This is a genomic window from Alicyclobacillus sp. SO9 (assembly GCF_016406125.1).
Lineage (GTDB): Bacteria > Bacillota > Bacilli > Alicyclobacillales > Alicyclobacillaceae > SO9.
The window spans coordinates 1,994,366-2,019,286 of the sequence record NZ_CP066339.1; the positions used below are offsets into that span (position 1 = coordinate 1,994,366).

Sequence of the window (24,921 nt, forward strand, 5' to 3'; positions counted from 1 at the left end):
AGGACTCCTTACATGGGAGACTTAATGGCCGTTTCGAGAAGACGTTGAACCTTATAGGCTGTCTGAAAATCAGGCTGCGCGGATTGTCCTGTTTCAATCGCTGTCAGAAATGTGTCCAGTTGAATCAAAAATGGACTCCGTTTGTCGATGTCTTCATTTGCTTCAAACTCTGGATGGTCCTCGCTGTACCACTGAATGGTGAGTGCGTCAGGCTCACTTGCATCATAGGCGGCGTAACCGTTGGCCCCCATAATTTCGACCCGGTAGGTTCCGGGACCGACTCTGCTGTTAAAGATGGACAGCAGAGCTCCTGAAGCAAATCTCCCTGTGAGTACCGACATGTCATCGTTGTTGGGCAGTGTACCGTCATGTGGTACAAACGTGCCTAAGCTGCCATAGACTTGGACCAAAGGACCGCACACGGGCTCTAACATCCAGGTAGCCATATCCATTGAGTGTGAACCAAAGTCTGTAACGGCTCCTGCACCAGAAACGGAGTCGCGCATTCTCCATTCCATACCGATGTCTTCATTAACCAGCCGTGCCCCTGTGCAAATTTCTCTGTAGGCAAAGACTTTGCCCAGAGCCTGGCTTGTAATGAATTTGTGTAAACGTTGAACGCCGCCGCGATAGCGGTTTTCAAAACCTATGAGATTCACAACCCCTGCGTTCTGCACAGCCTCCTGCATGTGATAGGCACCCTCCAAGGTGTCTGATGCAGGTTTTTCGCACAGGACAGCTAACCCTCGTTCTGCTGCAGCCCTCACATACTGCGCGTGAAACCGATTTGGGACGCCTATTATCACTGCATCGAGAGGCTGTTCAAGAAACTCAGTAAAAGTCTTCGCAACGTGCAAATGAGGGAGACCGTCTGCAAAACGTTCTGCCTGCTTATCATTCTCATCGAAAATTGCTTTCAGGCTGCATCTTCCTGAAAGAGCTTGAATGGCATCCGCGTGTAATTGGGCAATTCCTCCACAACCAATCAGGCCAATTTTAATCATGATTGCTCACCCCACCTCATTACGGACACACACAGGTCATGTGCTCCCGATGACGTTGTCCGTTCATAGTAAACATACAAATTGTTGTTAACTAGTATTGGATCTACGTAACGAATCCTGTCTGCACTGAGTTGGCTTATCCAGCTCTCAAGACGACCTAAGGGCCGGATTTCGGTGTCGCTGTCCATAATGGCAAGTGTTGCTTCTTCTTCATAATTTGATCCTTCATCGGTATTCGCATCATAAAAGACAAGGTCTTTGGGCGAAAATGGGATAATACCAGAAAGTCGTGCGGTGTGACTGTCGAGTAGATTGGGACGCGGATTGAGGACCGACCCGCTCCATGTAAATTGCTTACCGTCTGTTGAAGTCGCCAATCCCGTTCTGGACAACACAGATTGGATAGTGAAAACATCTCCAGAGTCACGAATATCGGATTCAATTTCGTTAATATTGGCAACTTTCTGGGCATAGCTAACATACATGTTGACGTTGCCGTCACCGACTACAACATATGGGTCTTTTACAGCTTCCGCGTTACAATCACTGCCATTGAGCGCAGGTCGAAGGTTTTTTATATCGAGTTTCTCTGGACTGTCACTGGTAACAAAGTCAATCTTCCAGCGGTCGGTTTCACTATCAACATAACTGAGATAACAGATAAACTCGTCGCCGATTTTACGAATGCAGGGGCGTTCCATCGATCGCGTTGATAATGCCTTCCCTTCAAACACAACAATATCTTCAAACGAAATTCCGTCTTGGCTGAATGCAAGGCGATTTTCGTAACCTCGCCGCCCATCGCCTCCGCGCAGTCTATACCCGAGTAAAAACCCGTAGCCTTCCACATACGTGGCCGATGGCGCACCGACCCACCATCCTGGCTCCTTACGAGATGCTTCCCTAATTTTGTAGGTTGTTATCACTGGTTTCTTCATCTAAATACTCACCTCTGATTTGAATTTGGCGATACAAACCAACTGTTTACTGCAAACATTGCTGCACCCACAGAAGGTCTCCATTGCTCCTCCACGTCAAAGTGTTGTCTTCGAATCTCTGGTTGAATCCAGGGATTCCGACGTCTCAACGCGAGTTCCGTTCCTGGGCGAAGGAGTGCTCCTAACTTTCCGCCAAGTACAATAGGAATTCTTCCAAGGAGAAAGGTAATAGACTCACAAGCCTGTGCGATTGCATCGAACGAATCATGGAGCAGGGTGTAGTGGTCTGTCGCTTCGTCTTCAAGCAATGCATGGATTGCGTTTAGCAAATTGGCTTTTGCGGTCAAGTTACGTGGATCTACTGCATCGAGGGAGAATTGTCTCGCCAAAGAGTTCACATTGACATAGGAATCGAGACAACCGTTTCTGCCGCAAATGTCGCAATAGGGTCCCTGTGGGTTCACAATCATATGGGCAATTTCGCCCACGCTGTTTCCTAAGGACAACGGTTGGTTCCCCACAATGATTCCGGCTCCGATACTGCTGCCGACGCTGAGATAAACCAGACTCTCAACAGACGTTTTTAACGCCTCAGTTAATGCACAAGCCATTGCGTTGTTAATATATCGCATTGGCACGTCGAGACTGGACTGGAGCTTCAAGAGTAATTCGTTGTAGTGAAGAGAGGGGAGAACAGTTGATTCAATTACCGTTGTTGAATCTGACGAGACAATACCGGGAACAGACACAGTTCCTCCAAGCACCCGTCTGTGACTGCGGTTCAGAGCACTTGCTAAGTCGCCTGTACCTGTAAGAAACTCTTCGAGTGTAAAACTGCTTTTTGTCACTAAGTTTTGATAGACATCGACCAATGACAATACTGAGCCTTCGGGACTGACGTCCACTCCTATGAATGTCATTTCTGCTTCATTTAATCGATAATGCGTTGACGGCGCTCCCCGACTGCGGCGCTCTTCCGACTCTCCAACAACCCACCCCAACTGCTGTAGTTCATCAAGGATGGCGGACACCGTCACTCTGGACAATTGGGTATGGTGGATAAGCCCCGTTTGCGTTAGACCTGGACGACTTCTCAAAGCATTCATGATAGAACTGCGATTCAATTGACGAATGTGTTGTGTAGACGTGATTGCAGATGTGTTCTCTTGCAAATCAGAAGCCCCCTCTTCATAGACAGAATACTAAGTCATATCGTATTTTTTGTAAAGGACATTTTCATAAAACTTCACGGGATATGAAATGAATTCTGTCAATAAAGGTTGTTTATCTTGCTCTTGTTTGGAAGAAAACGTAGATTCACCTGGTATTTTACCTGTAAATTAGGACTTATAGCAAATATAATGAAAAGGACTTTTGTTTTAAAAAGCGAATAATATCTCCAATATGTAATAATGGTGAAGGATGTTTTCACTAAAAGCAGAATACTTAAAAGACAGAAGACTTAAGAATAACTACTTGGTTCTAAGTTGGAGGTGTCAAGTGTGAATTTAGCTATGATTGGAGAGGACCTGATTCACAGTTATATCTACCCTGGACGAATCAATGGCTTCTACCGGAATTTGCTTGAACAGTACGGCGGCTGGATGGCGGATATGCATCCGAAACATGACAGCAATGCACTTGATTCACGTGTTCAGATTTCGGTCATCGTTTCCACGGATACGGAGTTAGCCAGCAAGATTGCCGAAACATGTAAAATTGAAACGGTTGTCACTCAAATGACGCCGGATATGGTGGATGAGTTAGACGGCGCAATCATCATGGAACGAGACGGGAACCTACATTTAGAGATGGCAAGGCCCTTCATTGAACAAGGAAAGTTTGTCTATATCGATAAGCCGGTAGCTCAAACATTAAGAGACATTGTGGAACTGGAGGCCATTGCCAAAGCACACAACGCTCCTGTGCTTGGAGGCTCGGCAGTCAGGTACAGCCAGCGTATGAAAGCCGCAAGAGAACATTCACAAAACGCTGTGTCTGTTCACATTGCAGGACCAGGACCGTGGTTTGAATATGGGAGCCATATGGTTGAAGCCCTTGTCATTCTAATGGGATGGGACATTGTGGAGACAACTGTGCTCGGTACCGAGACATCCGGTGCAGCAACGCTGCAATGGGCAGACGGTCGCTGTGGCGTAATTCAATACGGGAAAGGATATCCGCCAGGATTCACGATTCAGTTGTTTGGTGAGGGCGAGATGTTCCAGACGAACTTGGATGATGCTGTGGCATACTACGAAGGAGTTTCAAATCAAATTGTAGCCGTTGCAACAGGAGAGGCTTCTGCAAGTGACTGGTTGGAATTGCGGTCTATCACAAAAGTAATGGAAGAGGTAGGGAGTAAAATTGTTATTTAGTATCTGAATTGATAACAGCTGGTCACCGTGAAGGACTGAAAGGACCCGGAGGGAGTGGTGAAGAGAGATGAAAATCGGCGTACAACTGTATACGCTGAGGGAAGCAGTAGCGAAGAGTCTGCCAAGTACTCTTCGGAGGGTAGCTGAGATGGGCTATGAAGGGGTTGAGTTCGCCGGGTTTGCCGGGTATTCGGCAGAGGAACTGCGAGACCTTCTGTCTCACCTAGGTTTAAGCAGCCTTGGCAGTCACACCAATTTTTATCAACTCAGAGACCATTTTGATGAAGTAGTGAAATTTCATCGTATCTTGGGTACGCCATATATTGTCTGCCCATTTCTCGACGAGGAGCTTCGTGCCACGGAAGAGAAGTGCCGACAAGTGGCTCTGCTGTTTGAAGAATGGGGGAGAGCACTGAAGGATGAAGGCATTGTTTTTTGCTACCACAATCATTCTTTTGAGTTCCAAAAGGATTTTGATGGGCGGCTGTTGTACGACGTGCTAATAGAGCATACATCTTCAGATAATGTGAAACTCGAACTAGACACGTGCTGGGTACAGCATGCGGGACAAAATCCCATTGCTTATATGCAAAAATACGCCGACAGGGCAGCGTTACTTCACCTGAAAGACTTACGAAACGAAGGGCGGGATGATGTTCAGACCGTACCGTTAGGTGAAGGAAATGTAGACCTTCAAGGAGTTGTTTCCACCGCAGAACAAATTCACACTGATTGGTTGGTCGTTGAACAGGACTTTTGCCAGTACGATGCCTTTAAAAGTGTTGCAAACAGTCTAAGTTGGTTAAAGAAACACTATAGGTCCGAGCCTTTTCACTAGACGAATCGTTCCTGTCCGAGGACATATCATTCCGTTCGTTGATACGGTAAGTGAGGTGAAGCGGGATTCAGTTTGTCAGAGAGCACATCGAGTGTATGTATGAAGGAAAAACCTTGCGCGGAATGTTTCATAGACCTGCCGTTGAGAATCTAGCGCAAGTACCTGTGGTGATAATGCTTCACGGCTTCACGGGGAGCAGAGTCGAAAGTCATCGGCTCTTCTTTCATATCTCTGAAGAACTGGAGCGCATGAATGTTGGTAGTTTGCGTTTTGATTTTCTCGGGTGTGGCGAGAGTGACGGGGACTATCAGGAGATGACCGTTACGTCCCTCATTCTGCAAGCACAAGAAGTGTTGCGCTGGTTGAACCATGCTGGCGTCAGCAACGTGAATGTCACTGTACTTGGATATAGTCTCGGCGGCCTAGTTGCAAGCGAATTGGTGAGGGCGGATAAAAGTCTCGGAAGAGCGATTTTGGTGTCTCCGAGCAGGCCGTGGTACCTGCGAGAGAAACATAAGGAACGTTTTTCTAATAAGGCAGCTGAGGCTGTTGAAATTGGGGGATATTTAGTAGGAAGAGGGTTCTACGACAATCTGGTTCAACACCTGGGAGATACGCCGTTTTCAGATGAGCAACAGATTCTCGTCATTCATGGCACTGATGATAACACTACTCCGTCTGCAATTGGTGAGGAATATCTCTCAATTCCCGGAGGAACCAAGAAATTTATCCCGATATCTGGTGCTGACCATTCTTTTAATACGTTAGCTCAAACACACCAGCTCCTTGAACATATTACAAGATATCTTTCGTAAAGGGCCGTCACTGCGTCTTCAAACCGTTACTGCACTGTCACGTAGTCTAATACAGATAGCGCGGCTAGATGAACAACAAAGCCAGGCATTTGCCTGGCTTTGTTGTTCCCTATTTAGGTTTTGCGACACTGTTCATTGAAGACGCGAATGTTTACTGAATTTGAGTGCCCGTCCACAAACCCTCAATAAACCTATTGGTATTATCGTACAGGGAGTGATAAAAGGGATTCGTACTCTGATAGGCTGTAAGCAAAGTCTTGGAACCGAGATAGTAGCTCTTTAAAACGTTGTTTTGAAACCCAAAGACGTTACCCGCGGAAAAGTAGTCATAGTACTTCTTTTGTGCTGTTTGCGCAAGGCTCGTGGTCGCGGAGGTCACGTCCCAGTGAGCTTCAATTTCGATGCCGTCACCATATTGTTTCGCCATTCCCGCCACGGAGGCAAAACGGTCGTAGGCATTGATATTCCAGTTGAAGGATACATTCGGTTGAATCATAACGGAGTCAAAACCCAGACTTCTGGCACGTGTTACTCCGACAGCTCCGTAATAGGGAATCCAGAAGAATTTCCCGCCGTTTAGATGGACCATAAAGGACGTAGCTCGAACTAAGTCTGCGTTATACGGTAAATTTGCCGCCAAGGATTCGGGCTGCCAATAGAAACCTGCTAATTCCAAGTTTGAATAATGATGAGATTTCCAATTCTGCTCGATTTGGTGAATGTACCAGTGGATGACTTTCAACTTATTTAAGTAGGCTTGATACTGGCCGACGTCAGCAGGGTTTAAATCGAGAGACCTTCCCGATGGGCTGATAGCACCAAAGGAGCTTGGGCTGGATGTAAGTCCAGGGACATTAATGACAACTTTTTCTTTATAGCCCGGGTCATTCAACTTCTTCTTCGCCGTTGCGACGGCTTGATTCAATGCTGAAAGCTGAATGTCCTTTGAAAACAGGTTCTGAACCCAGCCGTTGATAGTAGATGCACTCGCAGGAGAGCCGTATGGACCAAAGAGTACGCCGTCATACATCCAATTTGTTGCCTTTCCAGAGCTTGTCTCGTGGGCAATCATAGGTTCGAAGTTCTGTGCGGTCCAAGTCCCCAATGATCCGTGGCCATCAGTGTATGCAAGCATCAGATTGCGAATTCCGGCGCTCTTCCACGAACCGGACGGAAGGTAGCCGACAGATTTGGTACTCCAGGGCTGCGCGTGTCCAAACTGTGGTGTCCATGTGTGCCAATTTGGAGTTTTGAAACCATCTACTACAAATTCATCCGCAAACGCAAAAACCTTTGCAGTAAAAATGGCTCTAACATACCTTGCATTCACATTGGTATAGACGCGATAAGCCTGCGTTCCCGGTGTGGTATCTCCCTTCCATGTCGATTTTGACATACCGACTGAAGTCCAGTGTTTGCCGTCATTTGAGACCTGGTAGGATACGCTGTTTGGAAAATCAATCCCCGCGCTCAGGTTTTGCAGCATGTTCAGAGACAGAGAACGTATGTTTTCTGTTTTGCCGAGGTTAATAGTGATGGCACGTCCGTATTGACGGAGGAAAGCCTCCCAACCGGAGCTTGAAAAACTGAGCGGTGCCATCTGGCCGTCCGTGAGCTGTCCGTTATTCGGCCATTTGGATTCAATGCTGTGAAAGGTGTTGTCTGGCCACTGCGTTGTGACGGTATAGCTTTTGCCTAGTGCCAAGTCGCTTCCGACATTCTGTGTTCGCCCCATGTTCGCATGACTACCAGCCTGAATAAGGTGATGGCTCGTCGAATTGCCTGATGTGGTAGCTGCAAAAATCGTACCTGAGGGAACGATGAGGCTCCCGGCTAGGAGCATCGTCGATGCCCCTAACGTCCACTTCAACTTCATTTTCCTTACACCTCCGAATTTTCAGTTTAATATCTTATGTAGTCCACGCAAGATGACTTGGGTGGATTATACCACTTCTCATATTATTTGTGGAGAAAAATTCTTTTAATTTAAATACGAATTACTATTGGGTAGAGGCGGACCTTTTTGTCTGATAATTTGTTTATGTGGATAATTCTTTTATGTTTTGAAAGTAAGGTGGTATAGTTTTTCTGTGGGATTGAAAATAGTCTCAGAAGGAAATGGACCGCAAAATTCATTTTCGCGATGCAAAGAGGTGGGTCAGTGAATCTCTACGTGAGTTGCGCCAGTATGAAAATAAGGAGTGCATACGCGTGGATGGTTTAACTGCAGAGTATAGAGGAACAAGTCTGATAGATGTATTGACCAGGGCCTTTTGACTTTAGATGACGGGAGAGATTAGTACAGGATGGAGAAAATGTTTATTGAACAGAAGCTTCTTAGGAGATTGACTCAACTCTACGAAAACAGGGTCGTTACGAAAACCCCCGTGAAGCAATGGGAAATTCTCAAGGATGAAAAGTATCACCCTTTTCCTCCGGAACCGTTTTCTGGAGAACCTATTGGAGTTGGAGAGACCTGGGGGGAACTTTGGGAATCTCACTGGTTCAAGTCAAGCGTTTCTTTGTTAGATGACTTTCCATTTGACGCGGCATCTCGCTTTCGTCCCGTACTATCCATCAGTCTGGGGGCAAAAGAACAGTATGAACCAGGTCCTGAAGCATTACTGTTTCTAAACGGAGCACCAGTAGGGGGACTAGACGCCAATCATAAGGAAATCTGGTTTACAGATGACGAGTGGCAGGACGGACAACATGAAATTTTGATGAAAGGATTTGCCGGCCAAAATGTAGGGAGGAGGGTATTTAAGCAGGCCGACGTGCTGCTTGTAGATGTATTGACAAATGAACTTTATCAGGCGCTGAAACAGGCCTACGATATTGCCTTGCAACTAGATGAGAGCAGCACGGTGCGCACGGGGTTGCTAAGACTTGTGGATGATGCCTTTCTAGCCATTGACAGCCGCTATCCACACTCCCAGGAATTCGCTTCGTCAGTGACACATGCCCTTCATGAATTTCGTACAAGTATTAAAAACTTTACTGGTTACAAAGAGTTATCACTTCCAACCATTCATTTGGTTGGCCATGCCCACATTGACGTAGCGTGGTTGTGGCGCATAGAGCAAACAAGAGAAAAGGCCGCTCGCACATTTTCCACAGTCCTGCGTTTGATGGAGGAGGAAGCAAACTTCAAATACATTCAGTCACAGCCACAACTGTATGACTATGTGAAGAGTGATTATCCGGAGTTGTACAAGCGCATTGGTAAACGGGTCAAAACGGGTCAATGGGAACCCACCGGAGCGATGTGGGTCGAAGCTGACTGCAATATCCCAAATGGTGAATCCTTGGTTCGTCAAATCTTGTACGGTAAGAAATTTTTTAAAAATGAGTTTAATGTGGATAACCATACATTGTGGCTGCCAGATGTGTTTGGCTATAATTGGCAAATGCCTCAAATTCTAAGACGCAGCGGAATTGACTCATTTATGACGACGAAAATCAGTTGGAACCAGTACAACCGTCCTGAAAACGACACGTTTTGGTGGCGGGGCCTCGATGGAACAGAGCTTTTGACTCATTTTATTACAGCGCCAACTCCAGACGCTCCAAACGTAAAATTCTTCACATACAACGGAGTCGTGGACGCAGCAAGCGTTTTTGGCACGTGGAAAAACTACCGTCAGAAGGATATTAATCAAGACCTGTTGCTTGCATTTGGCTACGGAGACGGGGGCGGGGGTCCGACGCGTGAAATGCTGAATGCTGCCAAGAACTGGCTGGATGTTCCCGGCGGAACCAGTGTCGATTTTTCCACAGTAGAAAGCTACTTTAGCCGGCTACACGACAAGCTTGACGAAAACGAGGATGTTCCAATATGGGATGGAGAATTGTACCTTGAGTACCACCGCGGTACCTACACTTCTCAAGCGAAAAACAAGAAGCTAAATCGACAGTCTGAAAGCCTGTATCGGGATATTGAGTTCTATGCGACCTTGGCTCTTCATTTGATGAAAACAATGTATCCAAAAGACCTGTTAGATGAAGGGTGGAAGCTCATCCTTCTCAATCAATTTCATGACATCATCCCGGGCTCATCTATTCCTGAGGTTTATATAGACAGTCTGGAAGATTACGAGAGAGTAATGAGTCTTGGGACAGCAGCATTGCACTTCTCCGTTGCATCTATGTTTGAGTTGAATTCGGAACATCCCGCCATCATTGTTGGCAATTCTTTGTCGTGGTCTGTGACTGGGTATGCATCGATACCTTGGTCTCACCAGTTAGAAAACCTGGTTGCGATTGATGAAGAGACTGGAGAAGTAACGGCTTTGGAGCGGTTGCAACCACTGGACGCGAGTTTGCCTGGGCAATCCATTGAGGGAGAGATTGCCGTGCTGAGAGTTCGAGATGTACCTCCGATGGGATGGAAATCCCTCGCTTTAGTTCCGTCACATACAAAACAGCTTGGGAGTCCTCGCTGCCAGGTTCAAGAGTTGGGAAATCAAGTGATTGTCGAGAACGAAGTGTTGAGAATGGTGTTTAATGAGGCCGGGTCTATATCTGAGATGTACGACAAAACAAACCGACGCCAAGTACTGCCTAAGGGTGAAGTGGGCAATAGACTCGTGGTTTTTGAGGATAAACCTCTGGACTACGACGCATGGGATATTGATGTCTTCTACACTGAAAAATCATGGATTGTAGACAACTTAATAAGGCGCGAAGTAAAGTCATGGGCCGATGGCAGTGTCAGCATTGTGCAGACATGGACATTTTTAAACTCTCAAATCATGCAAAGAGCCATGATTCATCCAGAAGACAGCGTAGTCAGCTTTGAAACTGAGGTAGATTGGCACGAGCATCAACTTATGCTAAAAGTCGAGTTTCCGACTGATCTGCGAACAAACAAAGCGACGTGTGACATTCAGTTCGGGAATATTGAGCGACCAACCCATTCCAACACATCTTGGGATGCAGCCAAGTTTGAAGTCTGTGCCCACAAATGGGTAGATGTTTCAGAACGCAGTTACGGTGTTTCATTGCTGAATAATTGTAAGTACGGGCACGATATTCGTGGAAATACTTTACGATTGACACTGCTGAAATCAGCAATATGGCCCGATAAGAATGCGGACAATGGAGTTCACAGGTTCACTTACGCAATCTACCCGCATAACGGTGATTGGTATGAGGCACAGACCCCGAGACGAGCCTATGAATACAATTCTCCGTTGCGCGCATTTCGCGGTGGAACAAAACCTGGATTGAGACCGAAGTACTCGTTTTGTAAAGTCGAAAGCCCAAGTGTAATGATTGAAGCATTGAAGCAGAGCGAAGAGGGTTTCGCAACGGTTCTGCGGCTGTATGAGTTCTCCGGGGCGCGTGCAAACTGCAGGATTTCATTTGCACAGGCTCTGAGTCATGTCTTTCTCTGCAATTTATTGGAGGAGGAGGAGTCCGAGCTTACCATCGAGCGCAACGGAACCGAAGTGACTCTCCCGTTTAAGCCCTATCAGATTGTTACACTCAAAGTGACGTTTGCGGTGGACGGGGGAAACGTATAATAATGGGAAATGGATTTTCGACAGCCATGGATACTCTGCAGGTTATTAAGGGACGGCGCTTTGATGGGCCGCGTCGTCTTGATTTGCCATTGACAAAGGACGAGTTGGAAGTTCGACTCCTTTCAGCGTGGTGCGGTCGGGTCGTCGGTTGTATGCTTGAGTCTGCCGACACAACTGTCATGGCAACAGGTGTTAGCGAAATCAGCAAGCTCATTTCTGCTTTGCCAAACGAGCATTTAGACGATACGATTCTCAGTCTGATAACTCTCGAGAAATATGGACCTGACGTAACGACCCGAAACATTGCAGACATGTGGTTACATTTTCTTGATGAGCGCCTGAGGTCTGGCGCGGAACACACTGCATATCGAAACCTAGTGAGCGGGGCGCAGCCTTCTCAATCTGCGGTTGCGGAAAATCCGTTTCGAGAATGGAACGGGGCACACAAGCGAGCGGACATTTTCGGCTACGTGTGCCCGGGTAACCCAGAGCTTGCGGCGGAGATGGCGCACCGTGACGCAATCATTTCTCATTCTGGCAACGGCATATATAGTTCAATGTTTGTTGCGGCCTTAATCTCTGCAGCCTTCTCTCTCCATGATATCGAGTCAGCTATTCGCGTTGCCTACAGTGAAATTCCATCAGATTGTGGGTTGGCAGAAATGGTTCACACGATATTGAAATGGCGCGTGCTCGATTACAAATGGAGTGATATGTTACTCCTCTTTCGCGAAAAATGGGGCGGTCTGCATGCGCGCCATTCCATTCACAGTCTGGGTCGGGTGGTGTTGGCCTTACTTCAGGGGGACGGTGACCTCATTCAATCTATTCGCCTACTCGTTGACAGCGGCGTTGCAATTGATGCCGGCCTTGCAACTGTCGGTTCCGTATGCGGTGCCATGGAGGGTTCTACGCAGTGGCTGAAGAGATGGATTGGCGTGGTGAATCGCGATGTACCCACAGGACTACGCGGACAAGATAAGCTGTCTCTCCCAGATTTGGCAGAACGGACCCGTGATGTCTGCTTGTCAATCCAGGCCTCTTACGCGGATTAGGCCCCCTTACCTGTATTGAATATTGTACGTAAATTCGCTCAGCCATTGATGATTTCTGTGATCCCGCAGTTTTACGCTGACACTGTCATCGCCAATGTCTAACCAGCGCGACTGCGGGAATTCACCGTGCGGACACCCGCCACCGATGTAACAAACACCATTTTGTCGGACCAGTTGTTCGCGAATATCCATTCGACTGTGAGTATGCCCAGTGATAAAAAACACGTTATCTCTGGTTTCAAGAATTTTTCTTAATTCTTCTGACTGTACACAGGTGTCATCGGATTTAGCGACTGTAGCGTTGATAGGTTGATGAAAAAATACAAATACAGGACCTGACTTTGCTGTCTCAAATTCCTGTTCAAACCATTTCAACTGCGTATCAGAGAGCCACCCGGCGTCTTTCAAATCGGGGCTGTATTTTTCCGTCGATAAAAAGAAGAAGGAATGATTTTGAATGATTTGCTTGCTGTAGATGGTCCCTTGCTTTGTATAAGAGCAAAACTGCTGTTGTGCCTTCTCGCAGGTAAATTCGGGATCTTCATAGTAGCCGTAGTACTCATGATTTCCCATTGTGTAATATAAGGGCTGATGGCAATGCTTTTCAAGCAACCGCATGGCCAACCTGAAGTCACGTGCCTTCCCGTTGGTGATGTCTCCGTTCATAACATAGAGGTCGGGTGACAAGGAATCCGCATCTATCAATGCATCTTCTACGGTTGGAACCGTGGACACCGGGGCCTCTGTTTCTTTCCATGTCATGATGTGTAGATCGGAAAATATACTCACGGACAAAAATCCATTGGACAAAACTATTCACCTCAATCATAATATTGATGGAGATATCCTCCATCCTCTGGGTCTATTATAGCGTTACAGAGGAACAGAAAGTGAATTTTACTCCGAATCTGAAGTATGGATTTTCATCTCTGGGTCCATGCCTGTTGTGCTCGAAAGGGGACTAGAAAATGAGCATAGGAAATAGTTCGAAGACGCTAGCAATGTTAGGCAGTATATATAAGTCGCTGTCCAAGGCAGAACAGAAGGTAGCCGACGCGGTGGCCAGCGACGTGCAGGGTACCGTGTACTCGTCTGTTACCGATCTTTCCGAGAAAGCTGACGTCGGAGAAACAACGGTCATTCGGTTTTGTCGAAAACTTGGTTTCCGAGGGTTTCAGGAATTTAAGTTGACGCTCGCTCAAGAAGCGGTTAATTCAGAGCAACATGTCCATGGTGAAATTGAGATATCAGAACTGGATGATACCAGGACAATGTGTGAGAAAATTACCCTTCACAATACTCAAGCCTTACAGTCAACTCTCAATTTGTTACAGGAATCGGAGTTGGAAAAGGCAGTAACTGCCTTGCAGAATCACCAGAAACTCTACATTTTCGGTGTGGGGTCGTCCGGTATCACTGCAGAAGATGCCAAATATCGGTTTATGCGGCAAGGTTTTAACGCCGACTGTGCAACCGACGGGCATGTGATAGCTATGAACTGTGCCTTGGCCACGAAGCAAGATATCGTGCTTGGTATCTCAACGTCTGGGAGTACCAAGGACCTTGTCGACGGAATGCGTATCGCTAAAGAAAACGGGGCGTATATTATATGTCTGACCAATCACGCTCGGTCTCCCATCACTTCCTATGCAGATGCAATTCTTTTGACGTCCTTTAAAGAAAATCCATTACATGGAGGCGCATTTTCGTCCAAGTTGGCACAGATTCATGTCTTGGATATACTCACTACGCTTACTGCCCTCCGCATGAAGGAAAGGTCTTCCAAGTCCATGGAATCTACCGCAAAAAGTGTCCTGGACAAATTATATTGATTCGCGTGCGACAAATATAGGGAGTTATTTACGGACGGATGTGCGACTTGCTGCGCTGAAAACTAAGTAACTCCCTGCTTCTCGCTTCCCCTCTATTTATTGGTCCTCAAGTCTTCTCTTATGATTGCCGAATCTACACTCTTTTACTTATCTACGTTTTTAGAAATTTCAGTTGACAGATGAGTCCGTCATAACGTAATCTTTACGTAATGGAGGTAACATCCGCCAATAATTTATAATGTGGAGGTTATATCCGATATTTTTTTTAGCTAACGGATGTTGCATACGGAAGTAACAAAAAGGTATGTCTAAACTTTTAGGGGGTATCGCAATGGAAAGGAAGCGGAAACATTCTGTTGGAATAACAATGTTAGCTGCAATGGGTATTACCGCTCTTGTTGCCGGTTGCGGCGGCGCCACAAATGCTACCAACAATACGAGTAGCAACGCCACTGCAAGCAATAATACGGCAAGTAAAAGCGGCGTCTTGTCAATGTACATGATTGATGATGGTCACGGCTTCGACCCAAGTCTATTTTCGTGGGAAATGTACCAAGATGGAATGGGAATTTTTGAGGGTCTGGTTCACATGGGTCCTAATGGCAGTCCTGTCGCTGGTATGGCGCAGTCTTGGAATACAAGTAAGAACGGACTGACATGGACATTTCAACTGCGTAACGGAATCAAGTTCAGTAATGGAGATCCCATTACAGCGCAGGACTTCGTCTACGGGTTCAGGCGGGCTGTGAGTCCGGCTGATTCTCAGAGTACAAAAGCCGGTCCAGCTCCAATCACCAACATTCCGCTGCTCAATGCTAGTGCAGTCCGCGCAGGAACGAAGAGTGATTCCGCCCTGGGGATTAAAGCCGTCAATGCGAGTACTGTCGAAATTACTTTGAGTCGTCCAGACCCGGGTCTGCTTAAGGCTATGAGCCTTCCCACCTCAGCCTGGATGGTACCGTTAGACAAAAAAGTCGTCAGTAAAATGAAGCCTGCGGATTGGACGAACCCTTCCAAGATTGTCTCTAATGGGCCCTATATGTTGAAGTCGTATACAGCCAAGACCCAGGCCATATTAGTTCCTAATCCACATTACTATAAGAAAGTTAAATTGAAAGAGATTAAACTCTGGTATTCTCAGAAGACCAATCAACTGCTTGCCTTTAAGAATGGTTCCCTCGATCTCGCTGTATTGAAGGCTCAAGACGTGTCTGCTGTGAATAAGGATTCGAAACTCAAAAGTGAATTGCATATGACACCAACGTCTGCACAATACTCATTCCAGGTTCTCCCGTCCAAAAACAAGGCTCTGTTGAACGTAAAAGTTCGTAAAGCCTTCCAAATGGCGATTGATAGAAAGGCGATTAGTAAAGGTGTACTGAAAGGAACGGGCACTCCTGCATATGGGTACTGGAATCCGACATGGCTCGATCCCTGGATTAAGGATAATGCTATCACCTACAATCCAAGTGAGGCCAAGAAGTTGATGGCTCAGGCAGGATATCCGGGAGGTAAAGGATTTCCTACTGTAATGTTGTATACAGGTAATCCATCTGACCAAGTTGCTCAGGCAATTCAACAAGAATGGCAAAATACCTTAGGTGTAAAGGTAGTCTATAAAGGAGAGGAATGGGGCCAATTCTTGACAGACATTAAAAAGCAACTGCCAGCTAACGAAGTTGGTTTTGGTCAAACCTCGACAAATGCATTCTATCCAAGCTTGGAACTGCCTACTACAAAAGTAGACTGGCTCTACAATAATGGTATTGTGGCAGGCTTCATTCCGCCCAGCCAGTTCCAAAACTACTACAATATCCAAAATAACAAGAGCATAGCTCCGAACAAGCAAATGGCTCAGGAGGCTGCGCTGCAAGAGAAATACTTACCGTCCGACATCAAGCAATGGATGAATGAGGGATTGACGGCGTATAAAACCAACAGTCAATCCATGATGAAAAAATTCTTCATCGATGCTCAAAAACGCGCCTATACCATCACCGTTTATACTCCGTTACAACCTATTTTGGTTCGGTCTAACGTGTCTGGGTATCACCCCAATCGTATGCTCCTGATTGACCCGCCTGTCTGGTTTGGCTATCTGTCGAAATCCTGAGTCTAGTCACGTGCAGTCATGTGAGGTAAGGAAGCCGTATCAGCTTCCTTACCTCGTAAGGAGGGTGGAGCATGGCGAAGTATATTTTCAAACGTATGATGTATATGGTGATAGCGTTTATTGCCGTGAGTTTAGTCACATTTGCCTTGATGAAAGCCGCACCTGGGAGTTTCCTTTCTATTAATACGTACTCCGGCGGCGTTACCGCAGCGGCTACGCAACTCAATGCGAGTGCGCAAGTGATGCAGACTCTAATCAAAGACTACCATTTGAATCAGCCGTGGTATGTGCAGTATTGGGGATATGTCTGGGGATTTGTAACACTCCATATGGGGACCTCTTTTGAATATCCCAATCAGGAGACAATTTCAATCATCGCAAGAACCTTCCCCATCTCCATTGGCTTGGCACTCGTCTCCATTGCAATTGGCGTGGTTGTTTCCATCTTTTCAGGGATTGTTGCAGCCGTTCGAGAAAACACGTGGGTGGATTCAAGCACGATGTTTATAGCCATGATAGGGACTGCATTACCCGTTTATATCGTTGCTGTACTGCTGATGCTCGTCTTTGGTGTCTGGCTTCATGTATTACCTGTAGTTGGCTTTCGGGGTCCTAAGTACTACATCTTACCGGTACTAGCATTGTCCATTCCAATGATTGGCTCGATGTCCCGTTACATGCGCAACAGCTTGATAGAATCGCTGCACTCGGAATACATCACAACGGTGTACGCGAAAGGCGGAGGCTTACGGCAGGTCATATTGGGCCACGGTCTGCGAAATTCGCTACTGCCATTCATTACGGTGGTGGGTCCTCAACTTGCAGCGCTGATGATGGGAACCGTCTTTATTGAGGAGATGTTTGCCATTCCAGGAATGGCCCATATCTTTACGACGGCGGCATCTCAACGGGATTATCCACTCATAATGGACTCCACACTTTTGTATTCGGTAGTGATTATGCTCATGAATCTAATCGTAGATTTAACGTACGGTATTCTGGACCCAAGAATCAGGAAGACCGGATATACGGGCTAGGAGGTGTAGCATGACTACAGGAGCGCAAACCACATCCGATTTACAATCAATCATGACTAAACGGCGTTCCATGACGAAGCGTCTGTGGTACCAATTTAGGCGTAATAAGTTAGCTGTTTTAGGCTTGGGCTTTATTGTAATACTGGTTCTGTCAGCAATTTTTGCACCCATAATTTCGCCTTATCCATATTGGAAGACGGACCTCTTGAATACCTATCAATCTCCCAGTGGTGTACACTGGCTGGGCACCGACGCTGATGGTCGTGATGTACTGACGCGCATTATTTGGGGACTTCAAAGTGCTTGTATTGTTGGTTTTGGGGCTGAAGTGATTGAATTAACAGTGGGTATGATGCTCGGCGCAATCGCCGGTTATGTTGGTGGACTGGCAGACAATATCTTAATGAGAATCGTCGATACAGTTTATTCGTTTCCTAGTTTTTTGTTTAGTATCATCTTGGTTGTGATGCTGGGTCATAATCTTTGGGCTATTCTGATTGCTGTGTCTGCGACAAGCTGGGTTGGCATGGCAAGAATTGCAAGAAGCCAAGTTATGAGAGTTCGACAAGGCGGATATGTTGAGAATGCCCGAAGCATGGGAGCATCATGGTGGACCATTATTCGCCGCTATGTTCTCCCAAATTCTATGGGACCTATTCTTGTTGCCGTATCATTCGGTATACCGGCAAATATGATGACTGAAGCAGGGCTAAGTATCGTTGGATTGGGGATTGAACCTCCTCGTCCGGACCTCGGGCAAATGATTTTTACTGGACAAGATTCCATATTTGGTTATCCGTATTTGTTGTGGGCACCAACTCTGTTATTTGGGATTGCACTCCTGAGTTTCACATTTGTCGGAGATGGATTGCGCGAGGTGTTTGATATAAAAAGTAAGCGTTAATGAATTCTCTTGAAGTAGGTGTGAGGTATGCATCAGGTTCTGTCTGTCAACAATTTAACCGTTCGGTTCGCCTCTGACCAGGGGACTGTTAACGCGGTAAATGGCATTAGTATTGCGGTTCAGCAAGGCAAGGCCGTAGCCCTTGTCGGTGAAAGCGGAAGCGGAAAAAGTACAGCTGTGAAAGCTATGCTGAGACTGCTTCCTACAAACGCTGAAATTCGCGGGGATGTGGTTTTTCAAGGAAAAAATCTTGCCAATCTCTCTTCAAAGGAGATACGCAAGATTCGCGGCCGTAACATTTCTATGATTTTTCAAAATCCAAAAATGTTCTTGAATCCTACCAAGACTATCGGTCAACAAATTATTGAGCCGATACTTTACCACCACCTAGCTACTCCAAGTAAGGCGAAAGAGAAAGCCATTTCTCTGCTCGACCAAGTCGGAATTCCATATCCAGAGGAGCGCTACAGCAATTATCCATTCGAGTTTAGCGGAGGAATGTTGCAAAGGGTCATGATTGCAATGGCACTCATTACGGAGCCGGAGTTGTTAATTGCCGATGAGCCAACGACTTCGTTAGATGTAACCGTACAAGCGGAGATCCTGACGTTGTTGAAGAGGTTGCAACGCGACCACGGAATGTCAATGGTGTTTGTAACCCACGACTTGGCCGTAGCTGCGCAAGTTTGTGACGAGGTCTATGTCCTCTATGGCGGGCTTGTGATGGAGCACATTACGTCGGAAAAGTTGAGACAACGCAGTTCGCATCCGTACCTGCAAGGACTGTTGAGGTCGATTCCAAGAATTGACGGACCTCGAACAAAGCTTCCCTTCATTCCGGGGCAACCTCCAAGTACGATTGACAGCACAATTACGGGATGTATCTTCGCCAACCGTTGTACACGGAAAATGGATAGATGCGAAGAGCAGCCCGAACTAGAGTCTGTTGCGGACAGACATGAAGTTGCCTGTTGGTTGTCCACCCTGGAGGTCAGTTCCTATGGCGGTTAACAACTTGAACGACAGCGGCAAGCAATTGGTCAAACTGGAGGAACTTACGAAGGTGTTTTCCGCGAGTAGAGGTGATTTCCTCGCTTGCGATCACGTAAATTTACAAGTACAGCAAGGAACCAGCCTCGGCATCGTAGGTGAAAGCGGGAGCGGCAAGTCTACTTTAGTCCGGCTGATGCAACTCCTTATTCCATCCACGAGCGGCAAAGTGATACTCAATGGAATTGATGTGACCCGTCTGCCAGAACGCAGACTTAAGCCCTACCGCAAGATGATGCAGTTTGTGCAGCAGGATCCCTATGGCTCACTGTTTCCCCATTTTACCGTTGCCAAAAATATCACCGAACCACTTAGAATTCATAAAAGTGGAAACAAACTATCAAGATTGGAACTTGCACTGCAACTCATTGACAGGGTGGGTCTGTCACCCAAACAGTTTCATTTGTATCCACATGAGTTGAGCGGTGGACAGCAACAGCGTGTGGCCATTGCTCAAGCCCTTTCCTTGAATCCGGAAATGCTGATTCTCGACGAGGCGGTATCAAGCCTGGATGTCTCCATTCAGGCCCAAATTTTGAATTTGTTGCAGGGCTTAAAAGAAGAATTTGGATTGACTTATGTATTTATTTCACACAACTTGTCTGTGATTCGGTTGATGTGCGAAGAAACAGCGGTCATGTATTCCGGGCGCGTTGTAGAGACAGGGGAGTCACAAGAACTGTTTCGCAATCCCTTACACCCGTATACTCAATTTCTGATTTCATCCATTCCAGCCTTTACGGACTCGGGAGTGACACCACTGCCAGAAGAATCCATTGCGCTTAGGAAACGTCCGTCTCGCTCTGAATCGGGGGAACTATGTCCCTATCATACAAGGTGTCCCTTTGCCCAAGACAGATGCCGAAGTGAACGTCCGGTGTTGAGAGAGATTGTGCCCGGAAGATTCGCAGCGTGTCATTTCGCTGAAGACGTAGCCACGGCCAAAACGGGTCAATGTAGAGGATAGATAACTGTTAGGTGGTAAAATATGGACAATAACGAATTGCTAGAGAGTATCCAAAACGGCCTCATCGTTTCTTGTCAGGCATTAGACGACGAACCTCTGTTTGGGGCTGAAATTATGGGGCGAATGGCGTTGGCAGCAAAAATGGGTGGAGCAGTAGGAATCCGAGCGAATGGCGCCCAGGACATTCGAGAGATTAAGAGAGTTACGGACCTTCCTACAATCGGCATTGTCAAGCGGGCCTATGAAGGCTCAGAGGTATACATTACGCCAACCATGAGAGAGGTTGATGAAGTCGTCTCCGCAGGAGCAGACATCGTGGCGGTAGATGCTACGAATCGGGTGCGTCCGGGCGGCTTGATGGCGAAGGAATTTCTTGAGTCCATTCGAGTAAAGTTTCCGGATGCGCTTGTCATGGCGGATATTTCGACATTTGCGGAAGGATTAGCAGCGGTGGCGGCAGGCGTAGATATCATCGCGACAACGCTGTCCGGCTACACTGCTTACAGCCGGCAAGCCGTTAGTCCAGACTTCCGATTGATGCGTGAGTTGACGCATAAGGTCAATGTTCCCGTGATTGCTGAAGGAAGGATCGGAAAGCCTGAGGAAGCCGTAAGGAGTTTCGAGAATGGCGTGTTCGCTGTGGTGGTCGGGTCAGCCATTACACGACCTCAAGAAATTACACGTACATTCGTAGAGGAGTTGCAAACCATACGGAAGATACGTTCTATATAACTCTCGAAAGGGCTGCATCATGGAGATTACATTGGTATCAACCTATCAGAAGCTGAGTGAGGTTGCTGCGGACTATGTACAAGAAACGATGAAGTCCCGTGCTCATTGCGTCTTGGGTCTGGCTACGGGGGAGACTCCTGTCGGCCTATATGCTCAGCTGGTACGACGCTATCGAAGGAGAGAAATTTCTTTTAAAAACACGACCACCTTTAATCTTGACGAATATGTGGGATTACGGCCTGCAGACGAGTCGAGTTATCACTACTATATGCACCGTCATCTGTTTCGTCACGTCGACATGGACGTCAATAAAATTCACATTCCCCTGGGTGCCGCGGCGGATTTGGAGGGGGAGTGCAGACGCTATGAATATGCTATTGAGGATTCAGGCGGCATAGATTTGCAGATTCTCGGCATTGGCAGAAACGGGCATATTGGTTTTAACGAACCGGGATCAACTTGTACAGGCAGAACGAGAGTAGTGCAGTTGGAGGCAAGTACTCTGGAAGCGAATGCGCAGTATTTTCCGTCCGTTCAGGATATGCCGCACGAAGCGATTTCTATGGGAATCGGCACGGTTCTGGAGCAAAGTCGACACATTTTGTTGCTTGCTTCCGGTGCGGCAAAGGCCGCCGCGGTTGAAAAAATGTTGTCAGCGGACGAGACAACGGGAAAGCTGCCTGCCTCGTGTTTACAACTGCACCCTAACGTCACATGTGTGCTGGACTATGACGCTGCGGCAAATCTATCAGATTCCGTTGTAAGAGAGAACAGGGTACTAGAGGGCGGGGTGTAGTCGAGTTGAAAGAACATAGCATTGGCATTGACATTGGCGGGACCAAAATCGCTGCAGCAGTCATATCGGAGGAGGGAAGTATTTTACATAGGAGAGTGTGTCCTACACCTACAGCAGGTCAGGAGTTTGTCATTGAGAAACTGAAAGAGCTCATTGACGACTTACTGTTCTGGTGTCAACAAGCCAGTATTTCTGTCAAGGGAATTGGCGTTGGGACTGCAGGTCAAATTGACTTTGCGACGGGAAGGGTTTTAACCGGCACCACCAATATTAAAGACTGGAATGACATCCCGCTGCGCAGTGTCTTAACAAAACACTCTTTGTTGCCTGTGTGGGTTGATAATGATGTCAATGTACTTACGATTGCTGAACAAAAATTTGGAAGCGCCGTCGGAGAAAAAAATGTCATCTGTCTGTCTTTGGGTACTGGCGTTGGCGGCGGTCTGATTGTAGATGGGCAGTTAGTCAGAGGAATGTTTGGTGCGGCAGCCGAACTAGGTCACATTTCAGTGAACATGAACGGCCCTCAATGTAACTGCGGCTTCAAGGGCTGTCTGGAAACCTACGCGTCTGGAACCGCTATAGCTCGAATGATGAATGAGCGTTTGAACAAGACCGACGAAGTCCAGGCGGATTCAGCTTTAACCAGTCGACAGGTCTTCGACTTGTATCACCAGCAGCATTCTACTGCAATTGAAGTGGTCAATGAAATGACCGAAGCACTGGCGTTTGCCATTGTGAGTCTGATTCATACGTTCAATCCGTCGGTCGTGGTGCTAGGCGGAGGTGTCATGGATAGCGGTACTTGGATAGCAGAGCTTGTCAACGGCAAGGTCAAGAAATTAGGTATTTCTTCAATGGTGCAACCTGTACGAATCACCCGAACAAAGACCGGTGTGGATGCATCAGTCATTGGGGCAGCATACCAGTGTTGGCTGTACCAATAAAAGAAGCCAGGAGGAGAAGAACATGGCCAAAATAAAAATTGCGGTTATCGGAGCTGGCACTATTGCGCAAATCGGACATCTTCCATATTACCGAGATGAGACTGGTGTGGAACTTTGTGCGGTCGTAGATGTCAACTTGGAAAGGGCCACGGATGTGGCTCGAAAGTTTGGAGCGAATGCCGCTTACAGTGATGCCAAAGAAATGTTTGAAAAGGAAAACGTGGATGCGGTTAGCATCTGTACCACAAATCAGAGTCATGTAAGTCTGTCGAAACTAGCATTTAGCTACGGCGTGGATGTTCTGGTAGAGAAACCTCTGGCTGTGAGTTCTGCTGAAGCTTGGGAGCTAGTAAATGAAGCAGAGCGTGCCAAATGTATCTGTATGGTGGGTATGAGCCATAGGTTCAGAAATGAGTCCCAGGCTCTTAAACGGTTTATTGAAGCCGGTGACTTAGGAGATATTTACTATGCCAACGCTAAGATTCTTAGAAGAAGGGGTACGCCCACTGGCTGGTTTACCGACAAATCAAAATCAGGCGGAGGACCGCTGATGGACATCGGTGTCCATGTTCTGGATTTAGCTTGGTGGTTAGTGGGGAAGCCCGTCCCGGCTCGTGTTTCCGGACAACTGGTCAAGAAAATTGGCCGCTATGAAACAATCATGTCCTCACGCTGGCAAAGTGCAGACAGCGCCAATAGGGACAACAGTATTTTTGATGTCGAAGACTTTGCAAGTGCATATATTCGTTTCGAGAACAACATGGTGATGAACCTTGAAGTGAGTTGGGCTCTGAACGGTCCGCAAGACGATGCGCTCAAGGTGAATATCTACGGTGACAAAGGAGGAGTATCTCTCGATCCGCTGCGCTTTTACTCCGAACACAATCACATTTTGTCGGAATCTGCTCTCTCTGTGCAATCAAACGATCAAATGAAAGATGAAATTTCCCACTTTATCGAATGCGTTCAAAGACGTGAAACACCGTTACCCTCCGTACATGAGGGCGCGCAGATTGTTGATATTTTAGAAGCCATTCACGCGTCGTCTGAACTGAACCGTGAAGTCATCATACAGAAGTAAAGGTGTAAATCGCTGCAACCTCTAGATTGAAAACGTGGAACGGGAGACAGGAGGCCCACTATGAAGTTAGCCGTAAGCATGTGGAGTGTACATCGAAAGTTCTTTCATGACGGTTGGAACGTTCTGGATTTTCTTGATTTTTGCCGAGAGCACGGGTTCTCGAATGTAGAGCTGCTGGACGTGTTTTGGAAAGACCAATCAAGTGAACTGCCGAAGGTGAAGGACTTTCTTCGGAAAAACGGCATGACTGTGGCTGCCTATGCAGTCTCAAACGATTTCGCAAAGGAAGCTGCAAGTGACCGAGAAAAAGCTGCAAAGGTCATCCTGAACGGCATTGAACTTGCGAAGGAACTTGAGACACAAGTCGTGCGCGTGTTTGCTGGGGACTTAAAACCGGGATCGGAATTTCAAAACAGTGTGGGCTATATCGTTGAGGGCTTTCGGAGCGTAGTTGCAAAGGCGGAAGCAGAAGGCATCGTTTTGGCTCTAGAAAACCATGGGAAACTGGCTGGTAAAGGTGAACAAGTTCGTCATATTATTCGCGAAGTAGGCAGTAACAGCCTCCGGTCAACTTTTGACATGGGTAATTTCATATTAGTAGACCAAACTGCCCTCCGAGCCTTTGCGGAACTGGGTACCTTGGTTGCGCATGTGCATGTGAAGGATTTCAAACAAGCAAATCATGGTGAGGGGCTTCAGGGTGTTAATGAAAAGTGGTTTGTGTCGACCGTTTGTGGCTTGGGTGAAATCCCTATATCCGAAGTGCTGCGAAAGATCCGCTCATCCGGCTATGACGGCTATGTGTCCCTGGAATATGAAGGTGATGGAGATGAAGTCTCCGGTGTGTTAGACAGCATGGAATATCTTCGCAAGTATATCAACTAGCTGTATCTGAAAGGGTGACTT

At 47.0% G+C, this 24,921-nt stretch carries 21 protein-coding genes; 16 read left to right on the plus strand and 5 right to left on the minus strand.

The annotated features are described in order from the left end of the window. Positions 1 to 8: 8 nt before the first annotated feature. The 3 genes from GI364_RS08965 to GI364_RS08975 are packed head-to-tail and all read right to left on the minus strand — an operon-like array spanning position 9 to position 3,114. A complete protein-coding gene (locus GI364_RS08965; protein ID WP_198853268.1) occupies positions 9 to 1,004 on the minus strand; it encodes a Gfo/Idh/MocA family protein in 996 nt (331 codons plus the stop codon). Further along, on the minus strand, positions 1,001 to 1,942 hold the full coding sequence (locus GI364_RS08970; RefSeq protein WP_198853269.1) for a hypothetical protein: 942 nt from the start codon (positions 1,940 to 1,942) through the stop codon (positions 1,001 to 1,003). The genes GI364_RS08965 and GI364_RS08970 overlap by 4 nt, the downstream gene beginning before the upstream one ends. 8 nt (positions 1,943 to 1,950) lie before the next feature. After that, positions 1,951 to 3,114: an ROK family transcriptional regulator gene (locus GI364_RS08975; RefSeq protein WP_198853270.1), complete on the minus strand. Its 1,164-nt coding sequence runs from the start codon at positions 3,112 to 3,114 to the stop codon at positions 1,951 to 1,953. Positions 3,115 to 3,444: 330 nt separating this feature from the next. On the opposite strand from GI364_RS08975, the gene GI364_RS08980 reads away from it, so the two are divergent. From GI364_RS08980 to GI364_RS08990, 3 genes are all read left to right on the plus strand, one after another. Next, positions 3,445 to 4,320, plus strand: a complete 876-nt coding sequence (locus GI364_RS08980) for a Gfo/Idh/MocA family protein (protein ID WP_198853271.1) — start codon at positions 3,445 to 3,447, stop codon at positions 4,318 to 4,320. A gap of 67 nt (positions 4,321 to 4,387) precedes the next feature. After that, complete coding sequence (locus tag GI364_RS08985; RefSeq protein ID WP_198853272.1) at positions 4,388 to 5,158, plus strand: sugar phosphate isomerase/epimerase family protein; 771 nt, start codon at positions 4,388 to 4,390, stop codon at positions 5,156 to 5,158. 122 nt (positions 5,159 to 5,280) lie between these two features. Continuing rightward, on the plus strand, positions 5,281 to 5,973 hold the full coding sequence (locus GI364_RS08990) for an alpha/beta fold hydrolase (protein WP_233096159.1): 693 nt from the start codon (positions 5,281 to 5,283) through the stop codon (positions 5,971 to 5,973). 151 nt (positions 5,974 to 6,124) lie between these two features. Here GI364_RS08990 and GI364_RS08995 read toward each other — a convergent pair whose 3' ends face one another. Then, positions 6,125 to 7,849, minus strand: coding sequence for a DUF4855 domain-containing protein (locus tag GI364_RS08995; protein ID WP_198853274.1), 1,725 nt, complete (start codon positions 7,847 to 7,849; stop codon positions 6,125 to 6,127). A gap of 430 nt (positions 7,850 to 8,279) precedes the next feature. On the opposite strand from GI364_RS08995, the gene GI364_RS09000 reads away from it, so the two are divergent. Both GI364_RS09000 and GI364_RS09005 read left to right on the plus strand, forming a co-directional pair. Further along, positions 8,280 to 11,501: an alpha-mannosidase gene (locus GI364_RS09000; protein WP_198853275.1), complete on the plus strand. Its 3,222-nt coding sequence runs from the start codon at positions 8,280 to 8,282 to the stop codon at positions 11,499 to 11,501. Positions 11,502 to 11,503: 2 nt separating this feature from the next. Continuing rightward, positions 11,504 to 12,556 carry an ADP-ribosylglycohydrolase family protein gene (locus GI364_RS09005; protein WP_198853276.1) on the plus strand — a complete coding sequence of 351 codons (1,053 nt, stop codon included), beginning with the start codon at positions 11,504 to 11,506 and terminating at the stop codon, positions 12,554 to 12,556. Positions 12,557 to 12,562: 6 nt separating this feature from the next. On the opposite strand, the gene GI364_RS09010 is transcribed toward GI364_RS09005, so the two are convergent. Continuing rightward, positions 12,563 to 13,366, minus strand: a complete 804-nt coding sequence (locus GI364_RS09010; RefSeq protein ID WP_198853277.1) for a metallophosphoesterase family protein — start codon at positions 13,364 to 13,366, stop codon at positions 12,563 to 12,565. A 158-nt stretch (positions 13,367 to 13,524) separates the two neighbouring features. Here GI364_RS09010 and GI364_RS09015 point away from each other — a divergent pair, with 158 nt between their 5' ends. From GI364_RS09015 to GI364_RS09065, 11 genes are all read left to right on the plus strand, one after another. Next, entirely contained in the window at positions 13,525 to 14,388 is an 864-nt protein-coding gene (locus GI364_RS09015; RefSeq protein WP_198853278.1) for a MurR/RpiR family transcriptional regulator, read from the plus strand. A gap of 331 nt (positions 14,389 to 14,719) precedes the next feature. Continuing rightward, positions 14,720 to 16,501: a peptide ABC transporter substrate-binding protein gene (locus GI364_RS09020; RefSeq protein WP_198853279.1), complete on the plus strand. Its 1,782-nt coding sequence runs from the start codon at positions 14,720 to 14,722 to the stop codon at positions 16,499 to 16,501. Between the two features lie 71 nt (positions 16,502 to 16,572). Next, the gene (locus tag GI364_RS09025) at positions 16,573 to 17,538 is read left to right on the plus strand and encodes an ABC transporter permease (RefSeq protein WP_198853280.1); all 966 of its coding nucleotides are present in this window, start codon (positions 16,573 to 16,575) and stop codon (positions 17,536 to 17,538) included. A gap of 10 nt (positions 17,539 to 17,548) precedes the next feature. Further along, positions 17,549 to 18,442 carry an ABC transporter permease gene (locus GI364_RS09030; protein WP_198853281.1) on the plus strand — a complete coding sequence of 298 codons (894 nt, stop codon included), beginning with the start codon at positions 17,549 to 17,551 and terminating at the stop codon, positions 18,440 to 18,442. 27 nt (positions 18,443 to 18,469) lie between these two features. Next, entirely contained in the window at positions 18,470 to 19,453 is a 984-nt protein-coding gene (locus GI364_RS09035; RefSeq protein WP_198853282.1) for an ABC transporter ATP-binding protein, read from the plus strand. Continuing rightward, a complete protein-coding gene (locus tag GI364_RS09040; RefSeq protein WP_198853283.1) occupies positions 19,443 to 20,459 on the plus strand; it encodes an oligopeptide/dipeptide ABC transporter ATP-binding protein in 1,017 nt (338 codons plus the stop codon). Before GI364_RS09035 ends, GI364_RS09040 begins: the two co-directional genes overlap by 11 nt. Before the next feature lie 21 nt (positions 20,460 to 20,480). After that, on the plus strand, positions 20,481 to 21,191 hold the full coding sequence (locus GI364_RS09045; RefSeq protein WP_198853284.1) for an N-acetylmannosamine-6-phosphate 2-epimerase: 711 nt from the start codon (positions 20,481 to 20,483) through the stop codon (positions 21,189 to 21,191). Between the two features lie 19 nt (positions 21,192 to 21,210). After that, entirely contained in the window at positions 21,211 to 21,987 is a 777-nt protein-coding gene (nagB, locus tag GI364_RS09050) for a glucosamine-6-phosphate deaminase (protein WP_198853285.1), read from the plus strand. Positions 21,988 to 21,992: 5 nt separating this feature from the next. Beyond that, the gene (locus GI364_RS09055) at positions 21,993 to 22,934 is read left to right on the plus strand and encodes an ROK family protein (RefSeq protein ID WP_198853286.1); all 942 of its coding nucleotides are present in this window, start codon (positions 21,993 to 21,995) and stop codon (positions 22,932 to 22,934) included. A 22-nt stretch (positions 22,935 to 22,956) separates the two neighbouring features. Continuing rightward, positions 22,957 to 24,015 carry a Gfo/Idh/MocA family protein gene (locus GI364_RS09060; protein WP_198853287.1) on the plus strand — a complete coding sequence of 353 codons (1,059 nt, stop codon included), beginning with the start codon at positions 22,957 to 22,959 and terminating at the stop codon, positions 24,013 to 24,015. 60 nt (positions 24,016 to 24,075) lie between these two features. Continuing rightward, the gene (locus GI364_RS09065) at positions 24,076 to 24,900 is read left to right on the plus strand and encodes a sugar phosphate isomerase/epimerase family protein (protein WP_198853288.1); all 825 of its coding nucleotides are present in this window, start codon (positions 24,076 to 24,078) and stop codon (positions 24,898 to 24,900) included. Positions 24,901 to 24,921: the final 21 nt, after the last annotated feature.

What these genes read in the sequence shown, in the direction of transcription:
- GI364_RS08965 (WP_198853268.1), bottom strand. Translation starts at nt 1,004, where the DNA reads ATGATTAAAATTGGCCTGATTGGTTGTGGAGGAATTGCCCAATTACAC.
- GI364_RS08970 (WP_198853269.1), bottom strand. Translation starts at nt 1,942, where the DNA reads ATGAAGAAACCAGTGATAACAACCTACAAAATTAGGGAAGCATCTCGT.
- GI364_RS08985 (WP_198853272.1), top strand. Translation starts at nt 4,388, where the DNA reads ATGAAAATCGGCGTACAACTGTATACGCTGAGGGAAGCAGTAGCGAAG.
- GI364_RS08990 (WP_233096159.1), top strand. Translation starts at nt 5,281, where the DNA reads ATGTTTCATAGACCTGCCGTTGAGAATCTAGCGCAAGTACCTGTGGTG.
- GI364_RS08995 (WP_198853274.1), bottom strand. Translation starts at nt 7,849, where the DNA reads ATGAAGTTGAAGTGGACGTTAGGGGCATCGACGATGCTCCTAGCCGGG.
- GI364_RS09000 (WP_198853275.1), top strand. Translation starts at nt 8,280, where the DNA reads ATGGAGAAAATGTTTATTGAACAGAAGCTTCTTAGGAGATTGACTCAA.
- GI364_RS09005 (WP_198853276.1), top strand. Translation starts at nt 11,504, where the DNA reads ATGGGAAATGGATTTTCGACAGCCATGGATACTCTGCAGGTTATTAAG.
- GI364_RS09015 (WP_198853278.1), top strand. Translation starts at nt 13,525, where the DNA reads ATGAGCATAGGAAATAGTTCGAAGACGCTAGCAATGTTAGGCAGTATA.
- GI364_RS09020 (WP_198853279.1), top strand. Translation starts at nt 14,720, where the DNA reads ATGGAAAGGAAGCGGAAACATTCTGTTGGAATAACAATGTTAGCTGCA.
- GI364_RS09025 (WP_198853280.1), top strand. Translation starts at nt 16,573, where the DNA reads ATGGCGAAGTATATTTTCAAACGTATGATGTATATGGTGATAGCGTTT.
- GI364_RS09030 (WP_198853281.1), top strand. Translation starts at nt 17,549, where the DNA reads ATGACTACAGGAGCGCAAACCACATCCGATTTACAATCAATCATGACT.
- GI364_RS09035 (WP_198853282.1), top strand. Translation starts at nt 18,470, where the DNA reads ATGCATCAGGTTCTGTCTGTCAACAATTTAACCGTTCGGTTCGCCTCT.
- GI364_RS09040 (WP_198853283.1), top strand. Translation starts at nt 19,443, where the DNA reads ATGGCGGTTAACAACTTGAACGACAGCGGCAAGCAATTGGTCAAACTG.
- GI364_RS09045 (WP_198853284.1), top strand. Translation starts at nt 20,481, where the DNA reads ATGGACAATAACGAATTGCTAGAGAGTATCCAAAACGGCCTCATCGTT.
- nagB (WP_198853285.1), top strand. Translation starts at nt 21,211, where the DNA reads ATGGAGATTACATTGGTATCAACCTATCAGAAGCTGAGTGAGGTTGCT.
- GI364_RS09060 (WP_198853287.1), top strand. Translation starts at nt 22,957, where the DNA reads ATGGCCAAAATAAAAATTGCGGTTATCGGAGCTGGCACTATTGCGCAA.
- GI364_RS09065 (WP_198853288.1), top strand. Translation starts at nt 24,076, where the DNA reads ATGAAGTTAGCCGTAAGCATGTGGAGTGTACATCGAAAGTTCTTTCAT.